This is a genomic window from Robiginitalea insularis (genome assembly GCF_052497835.1).
Genome location: NZ_CP199296.1, coordinates 3239988 through 3266674, shown reverse-complemented (window position 1 = coordinate 3266674; position 26687 = coordinate 3239988). Strand labels below are relative to the sequence as shown.

Below are 26687 nucleotides of genomic sequence, written 5' to 3'. Positions count from 1 at the left end.
GATACGGGATGGTATAAATGTAAATAAAAAAAGAAACCCGGACAGGAGTCCGGGTAGTTCTTTTTGGGATCAGAGTTGTTATTCAACCAGTTCGGACTGGTTTCTGAATACCAGTTCATCATCAAAGGCATCAATCAGGACAATGCTTTCGGTGTGGATGCTCCCCTTGAGGATTTCCTTTGACAGCTTATTGAGCACTTCCTTCTGTATGGTCCGTTTGATGGGTCTGGCCCCGTATTGGGGATCATACCCGCGTTCGGCCAGGAAGGAAATGGCTTCCTCTGTAGCGTCGACTGTAATATGTTGCTTGTCCAGCATTTTTCGGAGTTGTTCCAGTTGAAGTTTCACAACTTCCCGAATGTCTTCCTTATTGAGCGGGGTAAACATAATTATATCGTCTATACGGTTGAGGAATTCGGGCCGGATACTCTTGCGCAGCAGCCCAAGCACCTCTACCCGTGCCGCTTCCATAGCGCTGTAGAGGTCTTTGACGTTCTCAAACTTCTCCTGTATGATATGGCTTCCCATATTGCTGGTCATGATGATGATGGCATTTTTAAAATCTGCCACCCGACCTTTGTTATCTGTAAGCCTGCCTTCATCCAGCACCTGTAGCAATATATTAAAGGTGTCCGGATGGGCTTTTTCAATTTCATCCAGCAAGATAACGGAATACGGACGGCGCCTCACAGCTTCGGTAAGCTGTCCGCCCTCTTCATATCCAACATACCCGGGCGGGGCCCCTACCAGGCGGCTTACCGCATGGCGCTCCTGGTACTCACTCATGTCTATCCGGGTAATGGCATTCTCATCGTCGAAGAGAAAGGCAGCAAGGGTCTTGGCCAATTCTGTTTTTCCCACTCCGGTTGTTCCCAGAAACAGGAAGGAACCAATTGGTTTCTTTGCATCCTGCAGACCTGCACGGCTCCTGCGGATGGCGTCTGAAACAGCCTGTATGGCCTCATCCTGTCCGATAACCCGTTTGTGGAGTACCTCTTCGAGTTGCAACAGTTTTTCGCGTTCGCTCTGCAGCATTTTGGATACAGGAATCCCGGTCCATTTGGCAACCACTTCGGCTATGTCTTCATTGGTTACCTCTTCTTTGATCAGGGTGCCGGACTGTTGCTGGGCGGCCAGTTCCTGCTGCAATTGCTCGAGGCGCTCCTGAGTATCTTTAATTTTGCCGTATCGGAGTTCTGCTACTTTTCCATAATCCCCGTTACGCTCTGCTCGCTCGGCCTCCTGCTTAAATTCTTCAATATCCTGTTTCGTTTTCTGGATATTGTCTACTACTGTTTTTTCACTCTCCCACTGGGCGAAGACTTCATTGCGCTCTTCTTTTAAGTTGGCGAGGTCTATGTTCAGGGCTTTGAGCTTTGCCGCATCATTTTCCCTTTTTATGGCTTCTATTTCAATTTCCAATTGCATTATTTTCCGGTCGAGTACATCCAGCTCCTCTGGTTTGGAATTAATTTCCATTCTCAGTTTAGCCGCAGCCTCGTCCATCAGGTCAATGGCTTTATCGGGTAAAAACCGGTTCGTAATATATCGCTGTGAAAGTTCCACAGCGGCAATGACGGCTTCATCCTTGATCCGCACTTTGTGGTGTGCCTCGTATTTTTCCTTAATCCCCCTGAGGATGGAAATGGCACTTTCCGTATCGGGTTCATTTACGGTGACCTTCTGGAATCGCCTTTCCAGGGCCTTGTCTTTTTCAAAATACTTCTGGTATTCATCCAGGGTGGTGGCACCAATGGCCCGTAATTCCCCTCTTGCCAGGGCGGGTTTGAGGATGTTGGCTGCGTCCATGGCACCCTGTCCGCCACCAGCTCCCACCAGGGTGTGGATCTCATCAATAAAGAGTACTATATTGCCATCCGCAGAAGTAACTTCCTTGATTACGGATTTTAAACGTTCTTCGAATTCCCCTTTGTATTTCGCACCGGCGATAAGGGCACCCATATCAAGGGAATAGATTACCTTATCCTTGAGGTTCTCCGGTACATCTCCCTGAATAATCCTGTGGGCCAGGCCTTCCGCTATGGCTGTTTTACCGGTTCCGGGTTCACCTACCAGCATAGGATTGTTCTTTGTTCTTCGTGAGAGAATCTGCAAAATACGCCTGATCTCCTCGTCCCGCCCGATTACCGGATCCAGTTTGCCGCTATCGGCCAGTTCGTTCAGGTTGCGGGCATATTTGGATAGGGCGTTGTACGTGTCTTCAGCACTCTGGGAAGTCACTTTGCCGCCTTTTCGCAAAGCTTCTATAGCCGCTTCCATATCTTTCTGGGTAACCCCCTGGTCTTTAAGGATTTGGGAGATCTTGCTTTTGGATTTCAAAAGTGCTAATACGAGATGCTCAATGGAAACGAATTCATCTTCCATTTTTTTGGCTATGATACTGGCCTCATTCAGTGTTTTCCCGGCCTCGCCGGAGAAGATAAGTTGCCCTCCGCTAACTTTGGGGAATCGCTGTAGCTCCTTTTCCAGGATTTGGTTTACCAGGGCGGTATTTACCTGTAATTTTTTGAGCAGGAAGGGAAGCACGTGTTCGTCGGCCTGTTGTATGGCCTTAAACAGGTGTTCATTTTCAACCTGCTGGTGGCCTAACTCCTGGGCAAGCTGCTGGGCCCCCTGAATAGCCTCCTGTGATTTGATTGTGAAATTATTTATGTTCATTTTTGTGCTTTCATTAATTTATACCTAATCTATTCTGCTAGTGACAAGAACCCTACCAAAGGATTTTACAGACAAAAAGGCAGTTAAATCCCTGTGTTGCAAGACATTTAGGCAGGAAGCATAATAAAAAGCAACTATAAATATGAGTTTATTCAACCGCATATTCAGCTCATCGGAAAAGGAAACCACAGCATTTCCGTGGATCCCCCTGCAGGATGAAGGGCAGCTTGAGGATTTGAAAATGGCGAGTAAGAGTAAACCCCAGATTGTATTTAAGCATTCTACTTCCTGTGGCTTGAGTTCGATGATTCTGAGGCGCTTTGAAAAATCACAACTGCAGGCGGAGGTTGAGGCGGACTATTATTATCTGGATCTTATTCGTTTTCGTCAGCTTTCCAATACGATTGCGGAAATGTTCGAAGTACCACACCAATCTCCACAATTGTTAATTGTACGAGACGGCAAACTACGGGCCCATGCCTCCCACAGTGCCGTATTGGATCTGAGCACGGAGCAGGAATAAAAAAACCCGGTGAAAACCGGGTTTTTAAATGTTTAGTTGAATTTGTGCCTGACGATTATATTTTTTAATCGGGCCTTGAGATCCTCTCCCGCATCATATACCATTTGTTCATCGGAAGGGAAGGGCACGGCGGCCAGGTTGAGCATGGCCACTAGGTCGTTGTCCAGGGCGCGCTTGTCACCATCGTAATTGGCATACACATGCTCAAAGATGAACTGGCTCGAAAGCGGGTACGAATTCAGGGATTGTTTGGTCCTTAAATCGATGAAATTTACATTTCCATTTACCTGAGCAGTCTTTTGCTGCGTAAACTGGTAAAAATTACATCGAACGGTTCGCATCCGGTCTACTTCTATTTTATTCCCGAGGCTGTCCTTTACAACATTCCCTTCTTCATCCAGCAGGAATTGTTTGCCATCCTTCACCTGGCGTTCCTTGATTATTTGCCTTTCGTTAACCTGTTCAGGAGAGATAAGAATGTCCCTGAAGGCAACTTGCATCTCATAATCGTACTCGACCTCATTGAGTGGGTTGGTGTGGTAAGCGGTCCACAAATCATCAAGACCATAGGTGTTGAAATTAAGTAACTCGGATTCCAGGCGTTCGGGCACAATTTGCTGGGTGTCGTTGATTACGGTAACTTTTACATAATCAAGGCCATTGCGATAAGCCTGCTCCATCATTTCCTTAGTATCTCCGTATCCCGGGTTGATCTCATCCAGATATCGGAAATCTTCATATGCCTTGCGATAATCAAACTTGTTTGAGGCATTGCTGAGCAGTTCCGTGGCATTCTGATATAAGAATTCCGATAAATCTTCCTTTACGGCCAGGATATCCTGGTCGTAATTGCGAAAATCAAAGCGGGCATCCCGGTTTTCTTTATAAACAGGAAGGGGCAACAATGGACGGATCCGATTTTGTATGTTCTTCAGGTTCTGATATTTTTTGAAGATAACCTCCAGGTTGGCCGGATTCCCATCCTGTTGTAAAAAGGAGATTTCCCTCATTTCCTGGTCCGAATACTTGCGGAACCCTTCTTCGAGCAACAGCACATAGGCCTGGTTGCCCTTCCGGGTTTTATTATCTGCCAGATTTTTAATGGATTTATTTATGGCCTGAGCATAATTTCCGCTGTTCAGGGCTTCCTGCGTCCTTTTGACGCCCCCGCAGGCCATTAATACAATTGCTAAACTAAGAAGTATTACTTTTTTCATGACGGTTAATTTTGGGGTTTATGGGCTTCAATTCAAGCTTTGTGCCAAAACCAATCATGAGTAGAACGAAAATCGTTCAATTATCGTATAAATGAGATAAAAGTAGTTGTGAAAGCCCTAAATATTCTTCAGTTCCAGGGCAGGCAGCAATTTAGAAGAAACCTCTCCAAATCCAATCCGCCTGCCATCTTTCTTACAATAGCCCCGCATGATAACGGTATCCATGTCTTCCACAAAAGTACGGGTCTGGCCGCCTGAAAGTTGAAGTGGTTTACTTCCTCCCCAGGAGAGTTCCAACAGGGATCCGAAGGAATCCGGACTGGGTCCTGAAATGGTACCACTTCCCATCATGTCGCCACTGATAACATTACAGCCGTTAATGGTATGGTGCGTGAGTTGCTGGGCCATGGACCAGTACATATATTTAAAGTTAGAACGACATATGGTGTTAGCCGCTCCCTCCTCCGGGATCAGGTCTACTTCCAGCTGAATATCAAAGCTGCCAGGTCCTTTCTGCCGGAGGTAGGGCAGGGGAAGGGGCTGCTGTTCAGGGCCTTTTACCCGAAATGGCTCGAGGGCGTCAAGGGTCACAATCCAGGGAGAAATGGACGAAGCAAAACTCTTTCCTAAAAAGGGGCCCAGGGGGACGTATTCCCATTTCTGAATATCTCTGGCGCTCCAGTCGTTAAACAGGACCAGCCCGAAAATATATTCTTCTGCTTCATCAATGGGGATGGGTTCTCCCAGTTTATTGGCATCTGTGGTGATAAAGGCCATCTCCAGTTCAAAGTCTACCCTTTTGGAAGGCCCGAAGACCGGTGTTTTGGAATCCTTTGGAAGCGTTTGCCCGTTTGGCCGGCGCACCGGGGTCCCGGAAGGAATTATACTGGAACTCCTGCCGTGGTAACCAACGGGGATGTGCAACCAGTTAGGTAACAGGGCATTTTCAGGGTCCCGAAACATTTTGCCCACGTTTGTGGCGTGTTCCTTACTGGAATAAAAGTCTGTGTAATCCCCTATTTGAACCGGGAGCTGCATTTCGATTTCATCGAGGGTGAAAAGGATGATCTTTTTATGAGCCTCGTTCTGCTGCAGTTCTTTATTGTTTTTGTCAAAAATTTCGCTGATGCGGTTACGGACCAACCTCCAGGTTTTCTTACCATCCGAAATAAAATCATTCAGGGTGTCCTGCAGGAAAATATCGTCCGTAAGTGGGATATCGTTAAAATAGCCCAGCTGGTGCAAAGCACCCAGGTCAATAGCCGTATCCCCGATTCGCGTTCCTATGGTGATAACATCATCCCGTGTCAAAAAAACGCCGAAAGGGATATTCTGTATCGGAAAATCCGAATCTGCGGGTACTGGTAGCCATGAAGTTCTGCTGGGGTCGTTCGCTTTAAGGGACATATTGTTAATTTGTGTTTGATAAATTCATAATCAAATATATCATTTTATCTGGTTTAACCCCTTCCAATTTGTACTTTTACCCTTCATTTAACAGCCCATAAAACATGCAGCGCGACACGCAGATTTTTGATTTGATACAGGCGGAAAAGGACCGTCAGACAAATGGAATTGAACTGATAGCTTCTGAAAACTTCACCAGCCCGCAGGTAATGGAGGCTGCCGGATCCGTTTTGACCAATAAATATGCCGAAGGATACCCTGGAAAAAGGTATTACGGAGGATGTGAAATAGTTGATCAGGTTGAAAATATTGCCATTGAACGCGCCAAAGAATTATTCGGAGCGGTTTATGCTAATGTACAGCCACATTCCGGGTCCCAGGCTAATGCAGCAGTTTTTCAGGCCTGCCTGAAGCCCGGAGATACCATCCTCGGTTTTGATCTTTCACATGGGGGCCACCTTACCCACGGATCCCCTGTGAATTTTTCCGGAAAATTCTACCGCCCGGTTTTCTATGGGGTAGAAAAAGAAAGCGGCCGGCTTAATTACGACACAATTGCAGAAATAGCCAGTCGCGAAAAGCCAAAGCTTATTATCGCCGGGGCATCTGCCTATTCCAGGGATATGGATTTTGCCCGTTTCAGGGAAATTGCAGATAGTGTGGGGGCTCTGCTTCTGGCCGATATTGCCCATCCGGCCGGCCTTATCGCTAAGGGGATCCTGAATGACCCGGTTCCGCACTGCCATTTCGTAACCACAACCACCCATAAAACACTCAGGGGGCCCAGAGGCGGGCTGATCCTGATGGGTGAAGACTTCGAAAATCCCTTTGGGCTGACCCTTAAAAGCGGCGCCTTGCGAAGCATGTCTTCCCTCATAGACCTGGCGGTATTCCCGGGAAACCAGGGCGGGCCTTTGGAGCATGTAATTGCCGCCAAGGCCGTCGCTTTCGGGCAGGCACTTACCGACGATTTTTTACATTATATGCTGCAGGTGCAAAAAAATGCGCAGGCCATGGCCAAAGCATTTGTAGCCCGTGATTACAATATCATTTCAGGAGGCACTGATAACCACATGATGCTCATTGACCTCAGAAACAAAGGAATTAGCGGGAAGGACGCGGAAAAAGTACTGGTAGAAGCCGATATCACCGCAAACAAAAACATGGTTCCCTTTGATGACAAATCTCCTTTTGTTACCTCCGGGATTCGATTTGGAACAGCTGCCATCACAACGCGTGGGCTCATTGAGACCGAAATGGAAACCATCGTCAGCCTTATCGACAGGGTCCTTTCAGATCCGCAATCGGAAGCTGTAATTGGCAAGGTCCGGCAGGAGGTCAACGCAATGATGGCCGGCAGACCGCTTTTTGCCGGATAAGGGTACTCTCAATTCAGGTTTGGGGGAACCTATTTGATTTTTATGTTTATCGTAGTTTTCAGGCCTCAGGGATTTTCAATCTGAAGCGGATCAGACAGCAGTTTTCGTCCCTGTACATCATAGATTTTGGCATCCAGCTGTGATTCGTAATACAAACCCCAGAATTTATAATAGTCCTGAGCCGGATCCATAAATTGCCGGGTTCCTAACTCCGCTTCTTCCATTACCGGAATATGAAATTCATAAGGGGTCTCTTCCAGGCCTTTGGAGGTATGCACATAATGGGCAGCTAATTGGTGCAGAATCTGCTCCAGCTCCAGTGCGATGCTTTTGGGCCCTATGCGCTTAATGATAATGGCTGTATCTTCCAACTGAAGGATAAACTCTTCAATATCGACCAGTTTACAGTTTTTAAATTCCAGATTTTCAAGATGCTCCATCAAAGTCCATTCCCTGATAAGGTTCCCGGCAGGTTGTTCAAAACCTCCCCAGGTTCCATCCTGCAGATGGTGCATCATTTCGAGTAAGGTCATATTGCATTTGAGGGAAACTACCAGGCTTTCCTCGATGAATTCAGAAGAGCAAACCTTTATGGAAACATCGGCAAAAAACAACCGCTCCATATATTTCTTAAAATCCTCTCCACAACATATACAGGGATTGTTATCAATCTTTAGTGAAAGACTGTGCTGAATTTTGGCCTGTTCGGTTCGCTTCATAATAAGAAAATACACCTTATACCCAAATGTAGTTCTTAATACGCGCACCGGATTATGGGAAAACCATAATATTTCTATGGGTTTTCTTTATAAAGATCAGGGTTTTAAAGCGGTGTTTCAGATAAATCCGCGTTTTCTGGATTCGGAAATAAGGGCCTGGTCGTTTTGTTTTTCCACTCCAAAAAGTGCTTTGATCTGGCGTTTGCGGTTTTCAATAGAAGGTAAGGAGAGTGAAATATGGTTAACCATATCCTTGGTTTTGGTCCCTATGGATAAATGATACAGGATTTTCTTGTCGTTTTCATCCAGATTGATATCATTGGCCATTTTCTTTCGGATGGCTACAAGGGCCTTTTGGGTATAATAGGGAGGCGTACTCAAAACGGTTTCTACCATTGTTTGCAGGGACTTCTGATCAATTTCAGATTTGACCATATAGCCTTCGGGGTCAACAGATTGCATGACACTGTTAATTCGGTAGTTGTCACTAAAGGAAGACATAAAGACAATTTTGGCCCCCGGGCAAATTTTCCGGGCGTAAATCCCAATGTCTTCTCCGCTTTCCGCCGGACCGTCCGAACCCTGCGATAGCTGAATGTCCAGCAGCAATATCTGAAAAGGGAGGCCTTTAACAGACTGTTCCAGTTTTTGTATGGCTTCCCTATAGGTTTTGGCGGTATCCATCCGAACCTCAAACCCATCAAACTTGGTGTCTTCCAGGATAAATTTATACCCCAAAGTGGTCATTTCGTGGTCGTCTACTGCTAAAATCCGTACTACTTCCATGCTTGCTGCTTATTCTTCTATCACCATTTCTTCCCTGACTTCTATTTCCTTCTCGGAACCGTAGGGAATTTCTATTTGAATTTCAGTCCCCTTGCCGGGGCTGCTGATCAGTTTCCATTTTCCTTTCAGGCTTTCAACCCGGGAGTTGATGTTCTTCTGCCCGATACCTTTTTTCTTTATCTCTTTCCGGAAGCCAACTCCGTCGTCTTTAACACAGATGCAAAGATGGTCCTGCCGTTGCTCCATGGTAATGGTAACCAGGGAGGCTTTGGCGTGTTTGATTACATTCTGAAGGCATTCCTGCAGGATGCGGTACAGATTGATCTTCACTTCCCCACCCAGGCCATCCCAGTCCGTATCGTTATCGTACTCAAAATGGTACTTCAGTCCTGCCGGATCGCACACTTCCCTTACCATTTCCTCTATGGAAATTACAAAATTATGAAATTGCCGGTAGGCTGCGTCGCTCAGTTGATGGCTGATGGTACGGATTTCCTCCTGTACGCTTTTTAGTTTTTCTAGGGCTTCAGCCCTCATTTTTATCGATGCTTCGTCTTCACGCCCGTTAAGCCCCAACAGTACCATTCGGATTCCGTTCATGGCACCCAGCACCCCGTCGTGCAATTCCTCTGAAATTTGTTTCTGCACGGCGCTTTTTCCTTCCTCGATTTTTTCATTCTGGGATAAGAGCAGTGTAAAAATCTCCTGGTTGGTGGCCTGTTGCTGCTGTTCAAAGCGGAGTTTCTGGTTGCGGATCCGCTGGTAGATGATCACAATTACGGAAATACCCAGCAGCAGAACGCCCAGGGCCACTCCGGCGTACAACTGCTGGCGTTCCGTTAAGAGTCGGGCCCGGTCTATATACTCCTGGGTCTGGAAACGGATCCTTGCGAATTTATTGCGCTGCTGCCGTTCTTCCTGTATGATTTTTTCAGACAGCTCGGCATACGCTTGCATGTATTCCGTGGCCTGCTCCGGGTGGATACGGGCTGCAAGGGGATATAGTTCCAGTAAGCGGTCGTTGTCCCCTCCTTCCTGCGCATAGTTAAGGGCATCTTCCAGATAAGCTGATGCCCTGGTTGTATCATTTTGGCCTAACCAGTATTCTGCCAGATAATAACTAATGGACGCCAGGGAGGCTACTTTCCCTTGTTGCTTTCTAAGTTCAAGAGCTTCCGTATATCTGGTGAGGGCATTTTCCATATCCCCCTGTTCAAATAACACCTTGCCCAAATTGGTAAGCGTACGGGCATATGAATCCTGGTTTTTTTCTTTCACCAATCCATCAGTAAGTGAACTTTCATAATACTTTTGGGCGTTGCGATAGTCACCAATATCCCGATATACGTTCCCGCGATTATTGGCCAATATGTTTCTTTTAATTCCCGGATCTTTAAGCTTACCTAGATAATTCTCTGCCCTGTCGTAATAATCTAAAGCCTGTTCGTAATCCCCCATATCCTTGGCGATGATTCCAAGTTCGTTAAAGCTATAGAACAGATTTATTGTGTCTTGGATTTTTTCAAAATCCCGGACCCCTGCCAGGGCACTGGTTTCGGCTCCGATATGATCTTTCGCCCAGTTTTGTTGCTTGGCCATCGCCAGGTGCATACGACCGGACCCATACAGGTCACCGAAGGCCTGGAAATAATCTCGGGATTCGGCAAAATAATAGAAGGCGCTATCCCTCAAGTTCCGATCCTCCATAAAAATCCCGAGGTCCCAGGCGCTATTCGCCAGTAACAAGGTGTCTTTATCCCTCAGCCCGCGAGCACGGACGCCTGTGTTAATCCTTCTGAAAAAGGCGGAGTCCAATTGTTTCATTGATGTATAGGACAATTCTGTAAGGAATTCGGAACGCACGGAAGGGTTGCTGATAGTATCCGAATCCTGCAGGGCCCGAAGCGCGAGGCTGGCTTTGACCTCCTTAGACACTTCTCCGTTTTTAAGGCTGTCCACCTGTGCCTGTAGCCCGGGGTAATCCTGTACCGAGGGTACATCCTGTTTCAGGTTGTCGGCAAGAAGGATAAAAAGAATAAGGGCCAGGTATTTCATTATGGATACAATGCGATTCTAGTTTCAAAATAACAAAAAAGCCCTGAATCCGATATCCAGGGCTGCTTTATTTTTAATTAAGTCTGTTCTGTTTAATTCCCTCCTTTATCTGTACTAGCACTTTCATCATCATCATTGGCCTGCAGTTCTATATCGTACAGGGCCTCTGTCTCATCCAGAGAAGTTTCCGCTTCACAGGAAGCCATTCCAATTAACATCAAACAAATTGCTGCAAGACTCATTACTTTTTTCATAGTCGTATTATTTAGGAGTTAGATTATGTTTTCTGTCTACAAAGTACTACAGCCCAAAGGTTGGTCGTATATAAATCAGGCCGCTTTTAGCAGATGGCAGCTTTCTGAGAGTAAACGGTAGGGTTTTGAGAGAATTCGGTTATTTTCCCGAATGCAGGGAATTTTGGCTAAGCTTCTGCTTTAGGATATCCACCACCGGCTTGTAGGAACGAGAGAAGGGGATTTCAGTTTTTACAATCCGCAGGCTCAGGCGGCTTTTGCCATAGTTGATACGGGAGATATAATCCTGGTTGAGGATATAACTCTGGTGTATACGGACGAAATTTTCCGGCAGTTTTTCCTCAAAGCATTTCAGGGTTTTATAGGCGCTGATACGACTGCCGTCTTTCATAATGAAGTCGGTAGTATTATTATCTGCTTTCAGGTAGAGGATATCGTTGGTGTTTAAGTACTGATAGTCTTTGTAGGACTGCAGGCAGAGGGTAGGGGCAGCAGTGGTTTTTGGAAAACGTTTCTTGAGCTTTAGGAGGGTTTTGCGGATGTCGAATTCATTGAAGGGCATCAGCCAGTAATCAAAGAACTGATTCTTCAGGGCTTCATAGGCATAATCCGTACAGGCGGCAATCCCGATCACCAAGGGTTGCTCTTCCAGGTACTGGTACAAATCCCGGACCATTTCAAAGCAGGGCCGGGCCTGTTGTTCCAGGTTGAGGATTACCAGGTCTGGCTTGAATTTTAAGATGCTGTTGAGGCCTCCGGTTACAGAGGCATCCTGGGATACACACATAAAATCTCCATACTCCTCAAGAAAGTGCTGCAATTGCAAATTTGAGGTAGCGCTGGAATCGATTATGCTGTAGGTATATTCCACCCAATATGATTTCTACAGCAAATTAGTCATAGTTAGATAGTTAGCACTATGTAAAAACCATAGTTCTTCTATGGTTTGACATAAAATACTTGGATTTTTTACATTAAAATAAGAAAAAAGAATATAAAAAGTAGGAAAAATAATATGATAATGAAAAATGGGCTTATTAACCTGTTTTTCAGCTACAAAAAAGTTGTTCCATTTTATTCGGCATCCGGGCCGGCTTCATGCTTTTCCGGTTGAGCAAGCACCACAGGGTTTCACAACGGGCAACTTTCTCGCTGTTTTCAGACAGGCAGAATTCTACAATGCGTTTGGAAAGGGCACCCCTGGCCTCTTCTACATAGGTGGTTATCTGTAGTTTTTCCCCCTTTAGGACGGGTCTGAAATATTCGATATGGTGGCTTCGGACTACCCAGAAGAAGGTATCTCTCCAGGCTCCTGCGGAAAGCAGCTCCCAATGGGCTTCAGAAATTTCCTGTACCCATTTGAGGTAGCGGATATTGTTGACATGTTCCAGTGCATCCAGATCTTCTGCCTGTACCTCAATGGTTTTTTGAAAGCGCTTCATCAGTCTTTCTTTTCAATTCGGACTTCGAACAGTTTATCCCATCGCTTGCCCGTTACAAAGAAAGTTTTACGTTCAGGGTGGTAGGCCACCCCATTTAGGACATCCAGCTCCGGATGCTGGGTAACCTTGTTTTTAAGGCCTGCAAAATTAACAACACCTTCAATGGCACCGCTGGCTGCATCGATAATCATCATACTTTCCCGCTGCCAGACATTGGCATAAATTTTTCCATCCACATATTCCAGTTCGTTTGCCTTGTTGAAAACAGAAGTATTTGTAACCGTTTCGATATGCCCGGTCTCACTATAGGTTTGCGGGTCCAGTATCCAGATCTTCTGACTGCCATCGCTCTTATAAATCCGGGTCCCGTCATGACACAACCCCCAGCCCTCTTTACTTTCCCCATAGGCAAAACTGCCCAGCCTATCAAGGGTTTTGCGGTTGTAGATAAAACCCGTTTTGCTTTTCCAGGTAAGCATCAGGATTCGATCGCCCAAAATGGTTATCCCTTCCCCGAAATATTGCCTTTCCAGATCTGCCTGCTGCAGGATTTCCCCGGTTTTAAAATCGACTTTGCGCAGGCTGGAAGCTCCGTTTTGGCCAGTGCTTTCGTAGAGGGTGTCCTGGTAGAATTCGAGGCCCTGGGTAAAGGCCTTGCGGTCGTGCGGATAGGTATTGATAATGCTATAGGTATAAAGCTCCGGGGCTTTGCCGGCCAGCAGGGTAATTTCCCTTGAGATTTCAATGGTTTCCCCCTCACAGAAAATTTTGGCGCTCAGGGTTTTTTCTCCCAGGGTTTGGGCAGTCAGGGAGATGCGTCCCTGATCCACCTTCAGGGGGACCTGATCCAGAAAATAAGCCACCGAGTCAATTTCCTTCCCGGAGCTATTGCGTATCGATATTCCCGGGCTTTCGCCGTCCTGGAAAGATTTTCCGGAGGTGTCAAATTTGATGGCAAATTGCCTGGAGGGATCCTCATCTCCGCAAGCCAGAAAAAGCAGTAAAAACAGCAGGGAGGAACTGATCTTCCAAAAACTCATGTTTCCCGTTCTTTTAGATGTTAAAACAAACCCTTATTGCAGCTATAATTTTAGCGGGCAGTGCTAAATTAAGCATGTAAATCCATTGGCCCAAAATTAAAAAGAATGTATATTTGCACGCGGCAAGTCCTACACGACCAGCTCCTGCAGAATCCCCCAGGGCGGGAACGCAGCAAGGGTATGCGGTCGTAGCGGTGCGATGTAGGTAGCTTGCCGTTTTTTTATGCCCGATAATGAACCTTCATCCTTGAATTCGGGCAGGGAAATCCGACTAATAAAGCCGTGTTTTTTGTTTCTTTGCAGCTATGGAATCTCAAAAGGTAGTTTTGATAACCGGAGGGTCTTCCGGTTTGGGAAAGACAACGGGCATTTATCTTGCAAAGAAAGGTTTTAAAGTGTACGGTACCAGCAGGAAGCCTGCCAGCTATCCCGATTTTAATCACTTCCCCTTATTGGAAATGGATGTGCGCAAATCCGATTCCATCGCTAATGCCTTGAATTCCCTGATTGAGGCCGAAGGACGGATTGATGTTCTGATCAACAATGCAGGGGTAGGAATTACCGGGCCCCTGGAAGAAACCCCGGAAGAAGCCATTGCAGATAATTTTGAAGTCAATTTTTACGGTCCGTTACGCGTAATCCGGGAGACGCTGCCAAAGATGCGTGCAAAGAATTCTGGCTTTATCATAAACATCACTTCTATCGCAGCCTATATGGGATTGCCCTACAGAGGTATTTATTCGGCTAGCAAAAGCGCCCTGGAGATCAGTACGGAGGCCTATCGGATGGAACTTAATGGGAGCGGCATTCATATGTGTACCCTCGCCCCGGGCGATTATGCCACCAATATTGCTTCAGGACGTTACCACACCCCGGTTTTGGAGGGTTCGCCCTATGCCGAACCTTACGGAAAAACCCTGGATTTGATAAACGCCCATGTAGACTCCGGGAAAGACCCGGAAGAGGTGGCAAAAAATATATACATCATCCTTCAGAAAAGCAATCCGTCTGTGCACTACACGGTCGGAAGCCCCATGCAGCGTTTCTCCCTGATCCTCAAGCGACTTCTCCCGGATAAACTCTACGAACGACTCTTATTGAACCATTATAAATTGTAGTTTTGTAAGCAGGGCAGTGGTTGCCCACTAAAAATTCAAATCCAAATAGCATTTATGAAATTTTTTATCGATACGGCCAATCTGGATCAAATTCGCGAGGCACAGGAACTCGGCGTTTTAGACGGGGTTACTACCAACCCTTCCCTGATGGCGAAAGAAGGAATCACCGGAAGGAACAATATCCTTAAGCACTATGTAGATATTTGTGAAATAGTAAGCGGAGATGTTTCTGCTGAAGTAATAGCGACTACGTTTAAGGAAATGGTCAAGGAAGGGGAGGAACTTGCCGAATTACATGAGCAAATTGTAGTTAAGGTGCCCATGATACGGGATGGGGTTAAGGCCCTGAAATACTTCTCAGACCATGGCATACGCACGAACTGTACCCTGGTCTTCTCGCCCGGGCAGGCTTTACTGGCTGCAAAAGCGGGAGCCACCTATGTGTCCCCTTTTCTCGGAAGGCTTGATGATATTTCAACAGATGGGCTTAATCTGATTGCAGAAATCAGGCATATCTATGATAATTACGACTTTGAAACGCAAATCCTGGCCGCTTCCATACGGCATACTATGCATGTAATTGATTGTGCTAAGCTGGGCGCAGATGTTATGACCGGTCCGCTCTCATCCATCGAAGGGCTATTGAACCACCCGCTTACAGATATCGGACTGGAAAAATTCCTTGCGGACTACCGCAAAGGCAATAATTGATAGTCGGAAAAATTTGCTGAAGCCCGGTTTCCTGTCATGGGGAATCGGGTTTTTTAATGCCCGTAGTTATTAAAAGGAAGTATTCAGGTTGGCGAAACCGTCTATTATGCGTCCGTCCCGGACAATGATCACCTTGTAGGGGTTGTTAACAACCAGGCGGTGGGTGAGGGTATTGTAGTCTTTTGCCCAGAACTGGTTTTCAGGATTCAGGCCATGGGATTTTAACTGGGTTTCCCACTGTTCTTTCCCTGTGCGAATACAGATTCCTATAAAGCGGTGGTCTTTGTGAATTTTTTCCAGGTCCCGGACCCGTCTTGTAATATTTTTCAGGTGTCTGGGTTGGGGCCCCGTCCAGAAGTAGAAAACCACTTCGTCGTTCTTACTTATATCCCTTAAGGAAACTTCTTCTCCCAAAGTATTGTAAAGATTCAGATCTGGCAACTCGTTATCAGGCCGTAAACTCCGTATTCCTTCGCTCAGATCATTGATTTCCTGCAGATGCCGGTTGTTACCGGATAAGTTGTGAAAATCTTCCATGAAAAGGGCGTAATTCTCGTCTGAGTCGTTTTTCAGCAGGTAGTCAAAAGCGACAGTACGAAAAAGATTATCCCGTAGCGTTTCCTGTTTTACCAGGCTGTCAATCAGTTTTAATTGATGCCTGTTAAAATGCAACTGGTTGGAGATAGTCCCCTTCATATCGGAACAGCTTTTCCGGCATCCCATATAGGCCAGGTTTCCGATATGGTATTTCATAAACTCGTAATAGGGACGCAAGTAGGTGAGCTGCGGATTGTTGTAGGATATGCTATTGCGATAGTCGTAAAAATCCTTCGGCAGGCTGTGAAGCGTTTTATCAGCCGATTCCTTTTTATGCCAGAACGGATAGCTTTCGCGATAAAAATAAGATCGATAAAGGATGCTGGCCTTTACCAAATCATAGGCTGGTTCGGAAATATCATTTTCGCCCTGAAGCTGGTTCAATTCATTCAATTGTTTGTCAACCAGCGAATCCATCTTGTAGGCGAACACCTCTGGTTCCAATTGGATAAATGACTTTTTAATTACTTCGTCCTCCCTTTCGCGCTCGAGATAGAGGTTAATCATAAAATTATTCACCACCTCGCCGGTTCCTGAATAGGTAAGGGATTCGTCAAAGGCCATCGTATTCAAACGCAGTTGAATACTATCCCCTTTTTCGAGATATACATATTGGAATTCAGGATCGTGGGAAAAATTATAGAGCCCTTCCTCAATGGAATCCAGTCGGAATTCAAAACGGTTTTGAGCATTCAGGGGGACGGAATCTATGACTTCCTCACCTTTAAACAGTTTTACGTGCCGTGAAGTAGGGTTCACGATTTCCCCTGCCAGGTAGGTACCCGACTTGGGCTCCTCCCTGTTCTCACAGGCATAAAACGTAATAATGAGGATAGCGAGTAAAAGTCTATACATATGATCTTAACTGCATGAACGCTGAACAAAGCTAAATAAAGGTGGGAATGCTCCCTGTTAACGGCTAGTTAAAAAACCCTTAAAGACTCCCGAAAACCCCGGTATTTAACGTCTTCTTTTAATAGTGACAACGTTTTATTTTGATTACTTTTGCAAAAATTTAAAAATCAGTACATGTTATCTGTTTCCAATTTATCTGTTCAATTCGGCAAAAGAGTGCTTTTTGATGAGGTTCAGGTTACCTTTACCTCAGGAAATTGCTACGGCGTAATAGGGGCTAACGGTGCCGGAAAGTCTACATTTTTAAAAATCCTCTCCGGTGAAATTGACCCTACCTCCGGGCAGGTACACCTGGAACCGGGGAAACGCATGTCTGTTCTGCAGCAGGATCACAACGCTCACGATTCCCATACAGTGCTGGAGACGGTGCTCAGGGGAAATAAACCGCTGTTCGATATCAAAACAGAGATGGATGCCCTCTACGCGGATTACGATGACGCCAATGCTGATCGTATCGGCGAACTGCAGGTTGCTTTTGAAGAAATGGATGGCTGGAATGCAGACAGCGATGCGGCAGCCCTGCTCTCAAACCTCGGGATTTCAGAAGACCTGCACTACACCCTGATGTCTGAAGTGGAGGCCAAGTTAAAGGTCCGCGTTTTGCTGGCTCAGGCCCTGTTTGGAAACCCGGATGTACTGGTAATGGATGAGCCTACCAACGACCTGGATTACGATACCATACAATGGCTTGAGAATTTTCTCGCAGACTATGAGAATCTTGTAATTGTAGTTTCCCACGACCGTCATTTCCTCGATGCGGTATGTACCCACATTGCTGATATCGATTTTGGCAAAATCAACCTCTACAGTGGAAACTATTCTTTTTGGTATGAAAGCAGTCAGCTTGCGGCGCGGCAGCGTGCCCAGCAGAACCGAAAAGCAGAGGAAAAGGCCAAAGAGCTTCAGGAGTTCATACAGCGCTTCAGTGCCAACGTAGCCAAGAGCAAGCAGGCCACTTCGCGTAAAAAAATGCTTGAAAAACTGAAGGTGGAAGATATCAAACCCTCGAGCCGCAGGTACCCTGCTATAATTTTTGAAAGGGAGCGGGAGGCCGGCGATCAGATCCTGAATCTGGAAGGCCTGGCTGCACGCAGCGAAGACGGAGACTGGTTGTTTCGCAAGGGGAACCTGAATCTGGCAAAAGGGGATAAGGTAGCACTTATCTCCAGGGATTCCCGTGCCACTACTGCTTTTTACGAGATAATCAGTGGGAAACGAAAGCCGGATGAAGGATCCTTCCAATGGGGGGTGACCACTTCAACTTCGTATCTGCCATCGGACAACAGTTCGTTCTTTAAAGAGGATATAAATTTGGTAGACTGGTTGCGGCAATGGGCCAAAACACAAGAAGAAAAAGAAGAAGTAAACCTGAGGGGTTTCTTGGGGAAAATGCTGTTTAGCGGTGAGGAGGCCCTCAAAAAATGTACAGTACTGTCGGGTGGCGAAAAGGTTCGTTGTATGCTCAGCCGTATGATGCTGCTGAGGGCCAATGTTTTGTTGCTCGATGAGCCCACAAACCATCTTGATCTGGAGAGTATTACCGCTTTCAACAATTCCTTAAAGCAATTCAAGGGGACAGTTATTTTCACCACCCATGACCATCAGTTTGCACAAACTGTTGCCAACAGAATAGTGGAACTTACCCCCAGCTATACCATTGACCGTTATCTGAGCTTTGACGATTATATGTCTGATCCCGCCATACGGGAACAACGCGATAAATGTTATAGCGTAACCGTCTGAGGGAGTTGCTACTCAGAGGCCAGGAGGGGCGCTTCTACTGAATGGCTCAGAGCAGCAGTTTCAATTTCAAAGCAAGAACCTTTTAAGGGCTTCAGGCATTAAAATATTTGCTGTTCCATATGGCCGGATTAAAATTCTTGCCCAGGGCAAATCCGTAAAAAATTACAACGGCTGCAATGGATTTGAACATAAAGAAGAAGATAATCCAGAATTCGGCACTGCTATTGTTCTTTGAGAACAGGCCGGCAGGAACCAAAAAAGTAGCCAACAGGCTGACAAAAAGTACCACTAAGCTCAGATTGATGATATTTCTGAATGGCCAGACCAGTAATTTTCGAAGCGGATGCAGGTCATTCCCCCATTTGTGTACCAGGTAGAAATAGTCATTTCCCATGGGTACGAATAATAAGGGATCATCCTTGTCTGCCAATTTAAAAAGCTTCGAAGGGGCGATGATTTTAAAATTTTCCAGGCTGGTTTCATGCATTGCTTCTATTTCAGCAATGGCCTGATGCGCTTCTTCCGGTAGCTCCGGCTTAAAATATTTAAGGTCCAGAAAACGCAGTCTGTAATCAATGCATATCTGACGGATATGCCTCATATGATAAATACGGGAAGTATCCAGCAGGTCGAAGTCAAAACTGTTTACAGGGACTGATTTTTCAGGTGCCTGCACAAGGCCGGCTTCCATCTCTGTTCTTGAGGCCTCTTTTATGGCATGGGCTTGCAGCAGTTCCTGAAGGGCGACCTCCTGGAATTTCGTCTCTTGCAAAGCAGATAGTCTTTGCTCAATATCGGTTCTTTTCAACATTAATTTCTTTTTTAGCAATGCTCAAAAATAAAGAATGACTGCCCTCAAGTCAACTCCCTGGCTAAACTTATGAATGTTAAATAAAAGTTAATAATCTAAGTCATGGTTTACCGAAAGATCTGATAATAGTCCAAAATGCGTATATTGTCGTTGAAAGATTACCGTTTATCGATAATTACTTTCAACCCCAAAGTGAATTTATCTATGAAATTATCAGGCTTATTATGCTTGGTGGCGGCCCTACTTGTCGCCTCATTCAGCAGCGCACAGGCTTCCAGCAAGCCTGCAATGGATTTAATTCAAACCGCCTCCTTAAAACCCGTAAAACAGTCTGTAACCTACAAGACCTTGTTCAATGTTGCAGAAGCAACGGATATGATGGAAATGCTTAAAGGTAAAGGGAACTTTACCGTATTTGCACCCTCAGACGAAGCTTTCGGACGTCTTAAACCCTCACAGATTCGGGAGCTTTTAAAGCCTGAGAACAAAAAAACCCTGAAATCCCTGTTATCCTATCATATAGTGGCGGGGGAGCTCACAGCCTCAAGAATTCTGAAAGCCATGTGCCGGGGCGGGGGAGTGGCCAGGCTAACTACCATTCAGGGAGAAGAATTACTGGCCAGTATGCAGGGGACGGATATTGTACTATGGGATTGCTCCGGGAATACCGCCAGGATTATAAATGCCGATTCCAACAGGGATAACCTGATCTTCCATCAGATAGACAGCCTGGTTTTGCCACAGGCGGTGAGTTTACCTTAATTCTGCACCCAATTCTTTTTCAAATTGCTTTTGCAGCCTGTTCATTACAGCATCGATCTGTTTGTCAGTAAGCGTCTTTTTACGGTCCAGCAGACTAAAGCTCACTGCATAGGATTTCTTGCCATCCGGCAGAGAACCCCCTGTATAAACATCAAATAACTGTACATCCTGCAGCAGTTGACGCTCCGCCTTCAGAGCCAGTTTATGTACGGCTTCAAAGGAAATATGATCGTCCAGCAACAAGGCGAAATCCCTTTTTACTTCAGGATATTTTGGGATTTCTGTGAAGGTAAATGCAGCGTCCCCCGCCAGCTTAATCAATTCATCCCAGTTGAGCGAGGCGAACAAAACAGCTTGTTTAATATCGAAGGCTTTACATATGCCCGTTTTAACCAGGCCGAATTCTGCTAGTTTTTTACCGGAATAGACCAGGCTCAGGGCTTCAGAAAAGCGATCATCCGTGAGTGGGATTTCATCGCAATCGGTAAGGCCAAGCCGCCTGAGGATGGAAAATACCACAGATTTCAGGTAAAAGAAGCCCATGGGAAGGCCTTTGGCAGTCCAGTGGTCCCTGTGTGTATTACCACTGATAATCAGAGAAAGCCTGTTTTCTTCAATACGATTAGCTTCCCTATAATGGTACACTTTACCGAACTCAAAAAAACGTAAATCCTGTTGCTTTCGGTTCAGGTTGTGGGCAACGGTCTCCAGGCCATTACTCAGCATATCCATTCGCATAGCCGATAATTCCTGACTCAGCGGGTTTAGCAACCGGATCTCTTCACTTGCTTTTTTAACCAGCAATTGGTGATAAGCCGGGTTTGTGAGACTGTTACCCAAAATTTCATAGAATCCCTGGGCCGCCAGCTGGTCTCCTATTTTATCCTGTATCCTGTGGTTTTCAATTTCAAGGGGAGGGGCAATAGAAGCGGTAAACTTATCATTATTGGGGATGTTATTGTAGCCATAAACCCTTAAAATCTCTTCGATAACATCAACTTCCCGCTGCACGTCCACACGGTAAAACGGGATTTCCAGGCCCAGGCCGGATTCCGTGACGCTTTTAACACGGATATCCAGGGAGGCCAGGATGGATTTTATAGTATCCCTTGGGACCTCCTGACCAATAAGGCCATTTATTTTATCAAATGTCAGGAACACATTATGGTCCTGCATCTTGTTGGGGTATAAATCCACTATGTCCGAACAGATATCCCCGCCGGCGATATCCCGGATCAGCAATGCTGCCCTAACCAGTGCGTATTCAACATTGTTTATATCGATGCCCCTTTCAAAGCGGAAGGAAGCATCTGTATTGAGCCCGTGCCTTTTCGCCGTTTTCCGAATGCTTACGGGGTTAAAATAAGCACTTTCCAGAAAGATGGAACGCGTATTTTCGGTCACCCCAGTATTGATGCCGCCAAAAACACCGGCTATACACATAGGCTTTTCACCGTCACAAATCATAAGGTCTTCTTCGTGAAGGCTGCGTTCCTCCCCGTCTAGGGTCATGAACTTAGTACCCGCGGCAACGGTTTTGACAATGATCTTTTTTCCGAAGATCCTGTCTGCATCAAAAGCATGTAAGGGTTGCCCCAGCTCGTGAAGTACGTAGTTGGTGGCATCCACCACATTATTGATGGGTTTTAAACCAATGGCCCTCAGCCGGTTTTTAAGCCAGTCAGGGGAGGGTTGTACAATTAAATTGCCGATGGTTATCCCGCAGTAGCGCGGTGCCAGGTCTGTACGTTCCACATCCACATCAATACGCAGAGAACGGTTGTCTACATTAAAGCTGCTTACGGATGGAGTAATGAGTTCTTTGGAAATTTCTCGTTGTTTCAGGCCTGCCCTTAAATCCCGTGCCACCCCAAAATGACTCATGGCGTCGGCCCGGTTGGGGGTAAGCCCAATTTCAAATACTTCGTCCTCTTCTACTTCAAAGACCTCGCTTAAGGGAGTCCCTGCCGGAATTTTGTCATCCAGCACCATGATCCCATCATGACTTTCGCCCAGGCCTAATTCATCTTCTGCGCAAATCATTCCCTGGCTAACTTCTCCCCGGATTTTCCCTTTTTTGATCTTCCATGGATTTCCCTCGGCGTCGTAAAGGGTAGAGCCAATAGTTGCTACAGGCACCTTCTGGCCTTTTGCAACGTTAGGGGCGCCGCAGACAATCTGGACGGTTTCAGAATCTGACAGGGCTACTTCACAAAGCTTGAGTTTATCCGCGTTCGGATGCTTAATGCATTTGGTTACCTCGCCTACCACAACCCCATGCAAACCTCCTTTAACTGATTCAAAGTGGCTGATCCCTTCTACTTCCAATCCCAGATCGGTTAGCAGTTCAGCGGTTTGCTTTGCATCCCAGTCTATTTCCAAAAATTGCCGAAGCCAGTTATAGGAGATTTTCATTCCTCTGATTTAAGCCACCAAAGATAAGCGTTTGTATTAAGATTTCCATAAGGCGCAATACTTGCAGGAGGGTATAAAAAACCCCCGAAAGGCTTCAGGGGGTTCTTCAGGGTAATTCAAAAGCGGGAATTAAATGATCGTTGATTTTCCCAACCCTATATTTTCTTTATTCAGGCCCCTGTAATCGTCCTCATCCGAAATATGGCTGGCTATAAAATGGCCTACGTCATCTGTTCCATACTTGCTTTTCGGATTCAGATCGGGCGTAACCAATCCCTTCTTAAGCGCTTTGTTAACGGCATTGACCACTGCAGCTGCTTCTTCCTTCAAGTTAAAGTGATCCAGCAACATGGCGGCCGATAATATGGAGGCGATCGGATTGGCGATATTCTTACCCGTTGCCTGTGGATAGGACCCGTGTATGGGTTCAAACATGGCATTTTCCGTTCCCACGGAGGCCGAGGGTAACAAACCAATAGACCCACCAATAACACTTCCTTCATCCGAAAGGATATCCCCAAACATGTTTTCGGTAAGGATCACATCGAACTGACTGGGGTTCAGGATAAGTTGCATGGCCGCATTGTCCACAAAAAGATAATTGAGGGTTACCTCCGGATAGCTTTCTGATATCTTGGTGACTACTTTCCTCCACAACCTGGAGGACTCCAATACATTGGCCTTGTCTACCAGGGTTAGCTTTTGCCTGCGGCTTTTGGCTGCCTTAAAGGCCAGGTGGGCAATCCGGCTAATTTCGGATTCATGGTATTCACAGAGATCCGAAGCGGTAGTTCCGTCTTCACTCCATTTCTTTTCGCCAAAATAAATACCTCCTGTTAGTTCCCGATAAATAACAAAATCAGTACCACTGACAATTTCTTTTCGAAGGGGTGATTTATCGAGAAGGGTAGGGAATACCTTTACGGGGCGTATGTTGCTGAACAGCCCCAGTTCTTTCCGAAGCCTCAGCAGGCCCTGCTCAGGACGAACCTTGGCTCCCGGATCATTGTCGTATTTGGGATCCCCGATGGCGCCAAATAATACGGCATCAGACCGCTTGCAAAGGTTCAGGGTTGTTTCGGGCAAAGGGTCTCCGGTCTTTTCAATGGCAATAGCTCCGACCAATGCTTCACTGAAGGTAAAGGTATGTCCGAAGTGTTCTTCCACGGCCTGAAGGCAGGCAACGGCCTGCGCTGCAACTTCCGGTCCGATTCCGTCGCCGGGTAATAAGGCTATTTTTAATTTCATTAAGCGAGACTTTCTATGTTTATATCTGCGGCAACCACGATGGCGTGGATATCCTCGTCTACAATTTCCTTTTTGCGATCTGCAAATTTGAGGAATTCATCGTATACCGTATCCAGCTGGAGTTTAGTGAGTTCGTATCCTACTTTTTTGGCACGGTAGGCAAGTGCTGCTCTCCCGCTTCGGGCCGTAAGGACAATAGAGGATTCGGTAACCCCTACGTCTTCCGGATTGATAATTTCATAAGTCTCTCGCTTTTTGATAACCCCGTCCTGGTGAATTCCGGAACTGTGTGCAAAAGCATTGGAGCCAACAATGGCTTTGTTGGGCTGTACCGGCATTCCCATTTTGCTGGAGACCATTTGGCTGGTATCATAAAGCAGCTTGCTGTTGATATCAGTATCCAGGTTCAGATAAGGGTGCTGCCTCAGGATCATAACCACTTCCTCCAGGGAGGTATTTCCGGCTCTTTCGCCTATCCCGTTAATGGTACATTCTATTTGCCTGGCTCCGTTAATAACCCCGGCTATAGAGTTTGCGGTGGCAAGGCCCAGGTCATTATGGCAATGACAGGAGAGAATGGCTTTTTCAATACCCGTAACATTTTCACGCAGATATTTCATTTTTGCCCCGTATTCCTCAGGCAGGCAATAACCGGTGGTGTCAGGTATGTTCAGAACAGTGGCACCCGCCTTGATAACCGCTTCACAAACCCTGGCCAAAAACTCATTATCGGTCCTTCCGGCATCTTCTGCATAGAATTCCACATCTTCAACAAAGGACTTGGCGTATTTCACGGCCTCTACGGCCCTTTCCAGGACTTGCTCCTGCGTGGCCTTGAACTTGTATTTTATATGGGACTCCGAAGTACCGATCCCAGTGTGAATCCTGGGGCGTTTGGCATGCTTAATTGCCTCTGCCGCCACTTCAATATCCTTGCGAACGGCCCTGGTAAGACCACAGACTGTCGCATTTTTGACAATTTCAGCAATTTCAGAAACGGATTTAAAATCACCGGGGCTTGAAATCGGGAAGCCGGCCTCAATCACATCCACTCCCAGCTGGTCCAGGCGTTCAGCAATAACCAGCTTCTGCTCAGTATCCAGTTTACAGCCCGGGACCTGTTCTCCATCCCTCAGTGTAGTGTCAAAAATATATACCTTGTCTTTACTCATTATAATTACTTACTTTTATTCACCCGTACGAATATAATGGGAGCCGTACAAAAGCCTGCGGCCAAAGAGAAGCATTTACAACGTTTACGAGGTTTTCGACATCTTTAAGTTATTGATAGCCAGGTTTATAATACTATTTTTTTACGATGACTAGCACCCATAAAGATGCGTTGTTTGTATTGGTCAAATCACTCTCCAAATCTGAGAAAAGACAATTTAAGCTTTATGTAGGCAGATTGGGGGTCAATACGGATGCCAAATTTCTGGCACTTTTCAATCTGATGGACAAGCTTAAGGGCTATGATGAAGAGGTCATTCTGGAGAGTGGTATTGTAAAAAAATCGCAACTCTCAAATCTGAAAGCCCATTTATACAAACAAATCCTCATTAGTCTGAGGCTAAACCCCGTTAACCAAAACATCCGGGTTCAGATTCGGGAACAACTCGATTTCGCAACGATTTTATATCAGAAGGGGCTTTATAAACAAAGCCTGAAGATCCTGGATAAGGTGAAATACCTGGCCATAGAGAATGAAGAAAAAAACATTGCCTATGAAATTGTGGAGCTCGAGAAAATTATTGAAACCCAGTACATAACCAGGAGTATCCCGGACCGCGCCAGCGAACTCACCTCGCAATCCGAAAGGCTATCGGAGCAGAACGCCATCACCAGTAAACTCTCAAACCTTTCCCTGCAGCTCTACAGTATGATGCTAAAAATGGGCTATGTCCGCAACGACGAGGATTTCCGTAAGGTCACGGATTATTTTGACAGCCACTTGCCGGACATCCCTATGAAATTAATGGGATTCAGGGAAAAACTGTGGCTGTACAAAGCACACTTGTGGTATAGTTTCCTTACCCAGGATTTTCTCTCCTCCTATAAATACTCCAGCAAATGGGTAGATCTCTTTAACGAGCAGCCCGATATGATTCTGCTCAATCCCGTCTTCTATCTGAAAGGGAACAACTATTTACTGGAATCCTTGTTTTATGTCAAGTATGCCAGTCAGTTTCGCGCTACTCTGGACCGGCTGGAAACAGTGGTTTCCGGAAAAGACTTTCCTCGAAATGATAATCTTGCCTCCCTGGCATTCCTCTATGTAAACACCAATAAACTCAACCTGCATTTTCTGGAAGGGACTTTTGAGAAAGGCCTGTACCTGGTTAAAATTGTTGAATTCGGGATTAACAAACACAGAGACCGGCTGGATGAGCATCACATAATGATCTTTTATTACAAAATTGCCTGTTTGTATTTCGGGGTAGGCGACCATAAAATGTGTATACAGTACCTGAAAAAAATCATTCAGAACAAGAACCTGAAAATGCGGGAAGACCTGATGTGTTTTGCCCGCGTTCTGAGCCTGGTCGCCCATTTTGAGGCAGGGATGGACTACCACCTGGAAGTACAGCTCAAAAGTACTTACAAATTCCTGCTGAAGATGAATGAACTGCACGGCGTACAGCGTGAAATGATCACCTTCCTGCGGAAAATTGGTTCAATCTACCCCAATGAACTCAAGGCAGCCTTTCAGGAACTCTATGAACGCCTGAAAGCATTTGAGGACCACCCGTACGAAAAAAGGGCTTTCCTTTACCTGGATATCCTGTCCTGGCTGGAGAGCCATCTGCAATCCAGGCCCGTTGCTGAAATTATCCGGGAAAAAGCACAGGCCATAAGGCGTTAAAAT

The 26687-nt window shown here is 46.0% G+C and carries 22 protein-coding genes and 1 other RNA gene; 8 read left to right on the top strand and 15 right to left on the bottom strand.

From position 1 onward, the window contains the following. Window positions 1-78 precede the first annotated feature (78 nt). Window positions 79-2679, bottom strand: coding sequence for an ATP-dependent chaperone ClpB (clpB, locus tag ACT6NV_RS14765; protein ID WP_445385202.1), 2601 nt, complete (start codon window positions 2677-2679; stop codon window positions 79-81). Window positions 2680-2821: 142 nt separating this feature from the next. On the opposite strand from clpB, the gene ytxJ reads away from it, so the two are divergent. Then, the gene (gene ytxJ / locus ACT6NV_RS14760; protein ID WP_445385201.1) at window positions 2822-3202 is read left to right on the top strand and encodes a bacillithiol system redox-active protein YtxJ; all 381 of its coding nucleotides are present in this window, start codon (window positions 2822-2824) and stop codon (window positions 3200-3202) included. A 32-nt stretch (window positions 3203-3234) separates the two neighbouring features. Here the strand turns inward: ytxJ and ACT6NV_RS14755 are convergent, their stop codons facing one another. Further along, window positions 3235-4419, bottom strand: a complete 1185-nt coding sequence (locus ACT6NV_RS14755) for a hypothetical protein (protein WP_445385200.1) — start codon at window positions 4417-4419, stop codon at window positions 3235-3237. A 117-nt stretch (window positions 4420-4536) separates the two neighbouring features. After that, the gene (gene fahA / locus ACT6NV_RS14750) at window positions 4537-5826 is read right to left on the bottom strand and encodes a fumarylacetoacetase (protein WP_445385199.1); all 1290 of its coding nucleotides are present in this window, start codon (window positions 5824-5826) and stop codon (window positions 4537-4539) included. 104 nt (window positions 5827-5930) lie between these two features. On the opposite strand from fahA, the gene glyA reads away from it, so the two are divergent. Beyond that, entirely contained in the window at window positions 5931-7205 is a 1275-nt protein-coding gene (gene glyA / locus ACT6NV_RS14745) for a serine hydroxymethyltransferase (RefSeq protein WP_445385198.1), read from the top strand. Window positions 7206-7270: 65 nt separating this feature from the next. Here glyA and ACT6NV_RS14740 read toward each other — a convergent pair whose 3' ends face one another. From ACT6NV_RS14740 to ACT6NV_RS14710, 7 genes are all read right to left on the bottom strand, one after another. Continuing rightward, the gene (locus ACT6NV_RS14740) at window positions 7271-7924 is read right to left on the bottom strand and encodes a hypothetical protein (RefSeq protein WP_445385197.1); all 654 of its coding nucleotides are present in this window, start codon (window positions 7922-7924) and stop codon (window positions 7271-7273) included. Between the two features lie 117 nt (window positions 7925-8041). Next, window positions 8042-8710: a histidine kinase gene (locus ACT6NV_RS14735; RefSeq protein ID WP_445385196.1), complete on the bottom strand. Its 669-nt coding sequence runs from the start codon at window positions 8708-8710 to the stop codon at window positions 8042-8044. A gap of 9 nt (window positions 8711-8719) precedes the next feature. Continuing rightward, window positions 8720-10765 (bottom strand): tetratricopeptide repeat-containing sensor histidine kinase, encoded by a 2046-nt coding sequence (locus ACT6NV_RS14730; RefSeq protein ID WP_445385195.1) that lies wholly within the window; start codon window positions 10763-10765, stop codon window positions 8720-8722. A 92-nt stretch (window positions 10766-10857) separates the two neighbouring features. Then, complete coding sequence (locus ACT6NV_RS14725) at window positions 10858-11019, bottom strand: hypothetical protein (protein WP_445385194.1); 162 nt, start codon at window positions 11017-11019, stop codon at window positions 10858-10860. 139 nt (window positions 11020-11158) lie between these two features. Beyond that, the gene (locus ACT6NV_RS14720; RefSeq protein WP_445385193.1) at window positions 11159-11890 is read right to left on the bottom strand and encodes a LytR/AlgR family response regulator transcription factor; all 732 of its coding nucleotides are present in this window, start codon (window positions 11888-11890) and stop codon (window positions 11159-11161) included. Window positions 11891-12068: 178 nt separating this feature from the next. Continuing rightward, entirely contained in the window at window positions 12069-12461 is a 393-nt protein-coding gene (locus ACT6NV_RS14715) for an acyl-CoA thioesterase (protein WP_445385192.1), read from the bottom strand. Continuing rightward, window positions 12461-13501, bottom strand: a complete 1041-nt coding sequence (locus ACT6NV_RS14710; protein ID WP_445385191.1) for a glutaminyl-peptide cyclotransferase — start codon at window positions 13499-13501, stop codon at window positions 12461-12463. Before ACT6NV_RS14710 ends, ACT6NV_RS14715 begins: the two co-directional genes overlap by 1 nt. Window positions 13502-13621: 120 nt before the next feature. Between ACT6NV_RS14710 and ffs the strand changes: the two genes are divergently transcribed. The 3 genes from ffs (at window position 13622) to fsa (ending at window position 15330) form a co-directional block, all read left to right on the top strand. Next, window positions 13622-13720, top strand: an RNA gene (gene ffs, locus ACT6NV_RS14705) — signal recognition particle sRNA small type. Window positions 13721-13806: 86 nt separating this feature from the next. Then, entirely contained in the window at window positions 13807-14619 is an 813-nt protein-coding gene (locus ACT6NV_RS14700) for an SDR family oxidoreductase (RefSeq protein WP_445385190.1), read from the top strand. Between the two features lie 54 nt (window positions 14620-14673). Then, complete coding sequence (gene fsa / locus ACT6NV_RS14695) at window positions 14674-15330, top strand: fructose-6-phosphate aldolase (RefSeq protein ID WP_445382354.1); 657 nt, start codon at window positions 14674-14676, stop codon at window positions 15328-15330. 69 nt (window positions 15331-15399) lie between these two features. On the opposite strand, the gene ACT6NV_RS14690 is transcribed toward fsa, so the two are convergent. Continuing rightward, the gene (locus ACT6NV_RS14690; protein ID WP_445385189.1) at window positions 15400-16782 is read right to left on the bottom strand and encodes a TlpA family protein disulfide reductase; all 1383 of its coding nucleotides are present in this window, start codon (window positions 16780-16782) and stop codon (window positions 15400-15402) included. Between the two features lie 174 nt (window positions 16783-16956). Between ACT6NV_RS14690 and ACT6NV_RS14685 the strand changes: the two genes are divergently transcribed. After that, window positions 16957-18585 carry an ABC-F family ATP-binding cassette domain-containing protein gene (locus ACT6NV_RS14685; RefSeq protein WP_445385188.1) on the top strand — a complete coding sequence of 543 codons (1629 nt, stop codon included), beginning with the start codon at window positions 16957-16959 and terminating at the stop codon, window positions 18583-18585. 91 nt (window positions 18586-18676) lie between these two features. Here ACT6NV_RS14685 and ACT6NV_RS14680 read toward each other — a convergent pair whose 3' ends face one another. After that, a complete protein-coding gene (locus tag ACT6NV_RS14680) occupies window positions 18677-19396 on the bottom strand; it encodes a hypothetical protein (protein WP_445385187.1) in 720 nt (239 codons plus the stop codon). A gap of 288 nt (window positions 19397-19684) precedes the next feature. Here ACT6NV_RS14680 and ACT6NV_RS14675 point away from each other — a divergent pair, with 288 nt between their 5' ends. Then, window positions 19685-20158 carry a fasciclin domain-containing protein gene (locus ACT6NV_RS14675; RefSeq protein ID WP_445385186.1) on the top strand — a complete coding sequence of 158 codons (474 nt, stop codon included), beginning with the start codon at window positions 19685-19687 and terminating at the stop codon, window positions 20156-20158. Here the strand turns inward: ACT6NV_RS14675 and pheT are convergent. From pheT to ACT6NV_RS14660, 3 genes are all read right to left on the bottom strand, one after another. Further along, on the bottom strand, window positions 20150-22573 hold the full coding sequence (pheT, locus tag ACT6NV_RS14670; protein ID WP_445385185.1) for a phenylalanine--tRNA ligase subunit beta: 2424 nt from the start codon (window positions 22571-22573) through the stop codon (window positions 20150-20152). The two genes, ACT6NV_RS14675 and pheT, sit on opposite strands and share 9 nt — an antisense overlap. Window positions 22574-22702: 129 nt before the next feature. Continuing rightward, the gene (gene leuB / locus ACT6NV_RS14665; protein WP_445385184.1) at window positions 22703-23821 is read right to left on the bottom strand and encodes a 3-isopropylmalate dehydrogenase; all 1119 of its coding nucleotides are present in this window, start codon (window positions 23819-23821) and stop codon (window positions 22703-22705) included. Beyond that, entirely contained in the window at window positions 23821-24993 is a 1173-nt protein-coding gene (locus ACT6NV_RS14660; RefSeq protein ID WP_445385183.1) for a 2-isopropylmalate synthase, read from the bottom strand. The genes leuB and ACT6NV_RS14660 overlap by 1 nt, the downstream gene beginning before the upstream one ends. A gap of 146 nt (window positions 24994-25139) precedes the next feature. Here ACT6NV_RS14660 and ACT6NV_RS14655 point away from each other — a divergent pair, with 146 nt between their 5' ends. Beyond that, complete coding sequence (locus ACT6NV_RS14655; RefSeq protein WP_445385182.1) at window positions 25140-26684, top strand: hypothetical protein; 1545 nt, start codon at window positions 25140-25142, stop codon at window positions 26682-26684. Window positions 26685-26687 lie beyond the last annotated feature (3 nt).

What these genes read in the sequence shown, in the direction of transcription:
- ACT6NV_RS14680 (WP_445385187.1), bottom strand. Translation starts at nt 19,396, where the DNA reads ATGTTGAAAAGAACCGATATTGAGCAAAGACTATCTGCTTTGCAAGAG.
- ACT6NV_RS14700 (WP_445385190.1), top strand. Translation starts at nt 13,807, where the DNA reads ATGGAATCTCAAAAGGTAGTTTTGATAACCGGAGGGTCTTCCGGTTTG.
- ACT6NV_RS14710 (WP_445385191.1), bottom strand. Translation starts at nt 13,501, where the DNA reads ATGAGTTTTTGGAAGATCAGTTCCTCCCTGCTGTTTTTACTGCTTTTT.
- pheT (WP_445385185.1), bottom strand. Translation starts at nt 22,573, where the DNA reads ATGAAAATCTCCTATAACTGGCTTCGGCAATTTTTGGAAATAGACTGG.
- ACT6NV_RS14735 (WP_445385196.1), bottom strand. Translation starts at nt 8,710, where the DNA reads ATGGAAGTAGTACGGATTTTAGCAGTAGACGACCACGAAATGACCACT.
- ytxJ (WP_445385201.1), top strand. Translation starts at nt 2,822, where the DNA reads ATGAGTTTATTCAACCGCATATTCAGCTCATCGGAAAAGGAAACCACA.
- ACT6NV_RS14715 (WP_445385192.1), bottom strand. Translation starts at nt 12,461, where the DNA reads ATGAAGCGCTTTCAAAAAACCATTGAGGTACAGGCAGAAGATCTGGAT.
- ACT6NV_RS14690 (WP_445385189.1), bottom strand. Translation starts at nt 16,782, where the DNA reads ATGTATAGACTTTTACTCGCTATCCTCATTATTACGTTTTATGCCTGT.
- ACT6NV_RS14725 (WP_445385194.1), bottom strand. Translation starts at nt 11,019, where the DNA reads ATGAAAAAAGTAATGAGTCTTGCAGCAATTTGTTTGATGTTAATTGGA.
- fsa (WP_445382354.1), top strand. Translation starts at nt 14,674, where the DNA reads ATGAAATTTTTTATCGATACGGCCAATCTGGATCAAATTCGCGAGGCA.
- ACT6NV_RS14660 (WP_445385183.1), bottom strand. Translation starts at nt 24,993, where the DNA reads ATGAGTAAAGACAAGGTATATATTTTTGACACTACACTGAGGGATGGA.
- glyA (WP_445385198.1), top strand. Translation starts at nt 5,931, where the DNA reads ATGCAGCGCGACACGCAGATTTTTGATTTGATACAGGCGGAAAAGGAC.
- ACT6NV_RS14685 (WP_445385188.1), top strand. Translation starts at nt 16,957, where the DNA reads ATGTTATCTGTTTCCAATTTATCTGTTCAATTCGGCAAAAGAGTGCTT.
- ACT6NV_RS14740 (WP_445385197.1), bottom strand. Translation starts at nt 7,924, where the DNA reads ATGAAGCGAACCGAACAGGCCAAAATTCAGCACAGTCTTTCACTAAAG.
- ACT6NV_RS14730 (WP_445385195.1), bottom strand. Translation starts at nt 10,765, where the DNA reads ATGAAATACCTGGCCCTTATTCTTTTTATCCTTCTTGCCGACAACCTG.
- ACT6NV_RS14755 (WP_445385200.1), bottom strand. Translation starts at nt 4,419, where the DNA reads ATGAAAAAAGTAATACTTCTTAGTTTAGCAATTGTATTAATGGCCTGC.
- fahA (WP_445385199.1), bottom strand. Translation starts at nt 5,826, where the DNA reads ATGTCCCTTAAAGCGAACGACCCCAGCAGAACTTCATGGCTACCAGTA.
- leuB (WP_445385184.1), bottom strand. Translation starts at nt 23,821, where the DNA reads ATGAAATTAAAAATAGCCTTATTACCCGGCGACGGAATCGGACCGGAA.
- clpB (WP_445385202.1), bottom strand. Translation starts at nt 2,679, where the DNA reads ATGAACATAAATAATTTCACAATCAAATCACAGGAGGCTATTCAGGGG.
- ACT6NV_RS14655 (WP_445385182.1), top strand. Translation starts at nt 25,140, where the DNA reads ATGACTAGCACCCATAAAGATGCGTTGTTTGTATTGGTCAAATCACTC.
- ACT6NV_RS14675 (WP_445385186.1), top strand. Translation starts at nt 19,685, where the DNA reads ATGGATTTAATTCAAACCGCCTCCTTAAAACCCGTAAAACAGTCTGTA.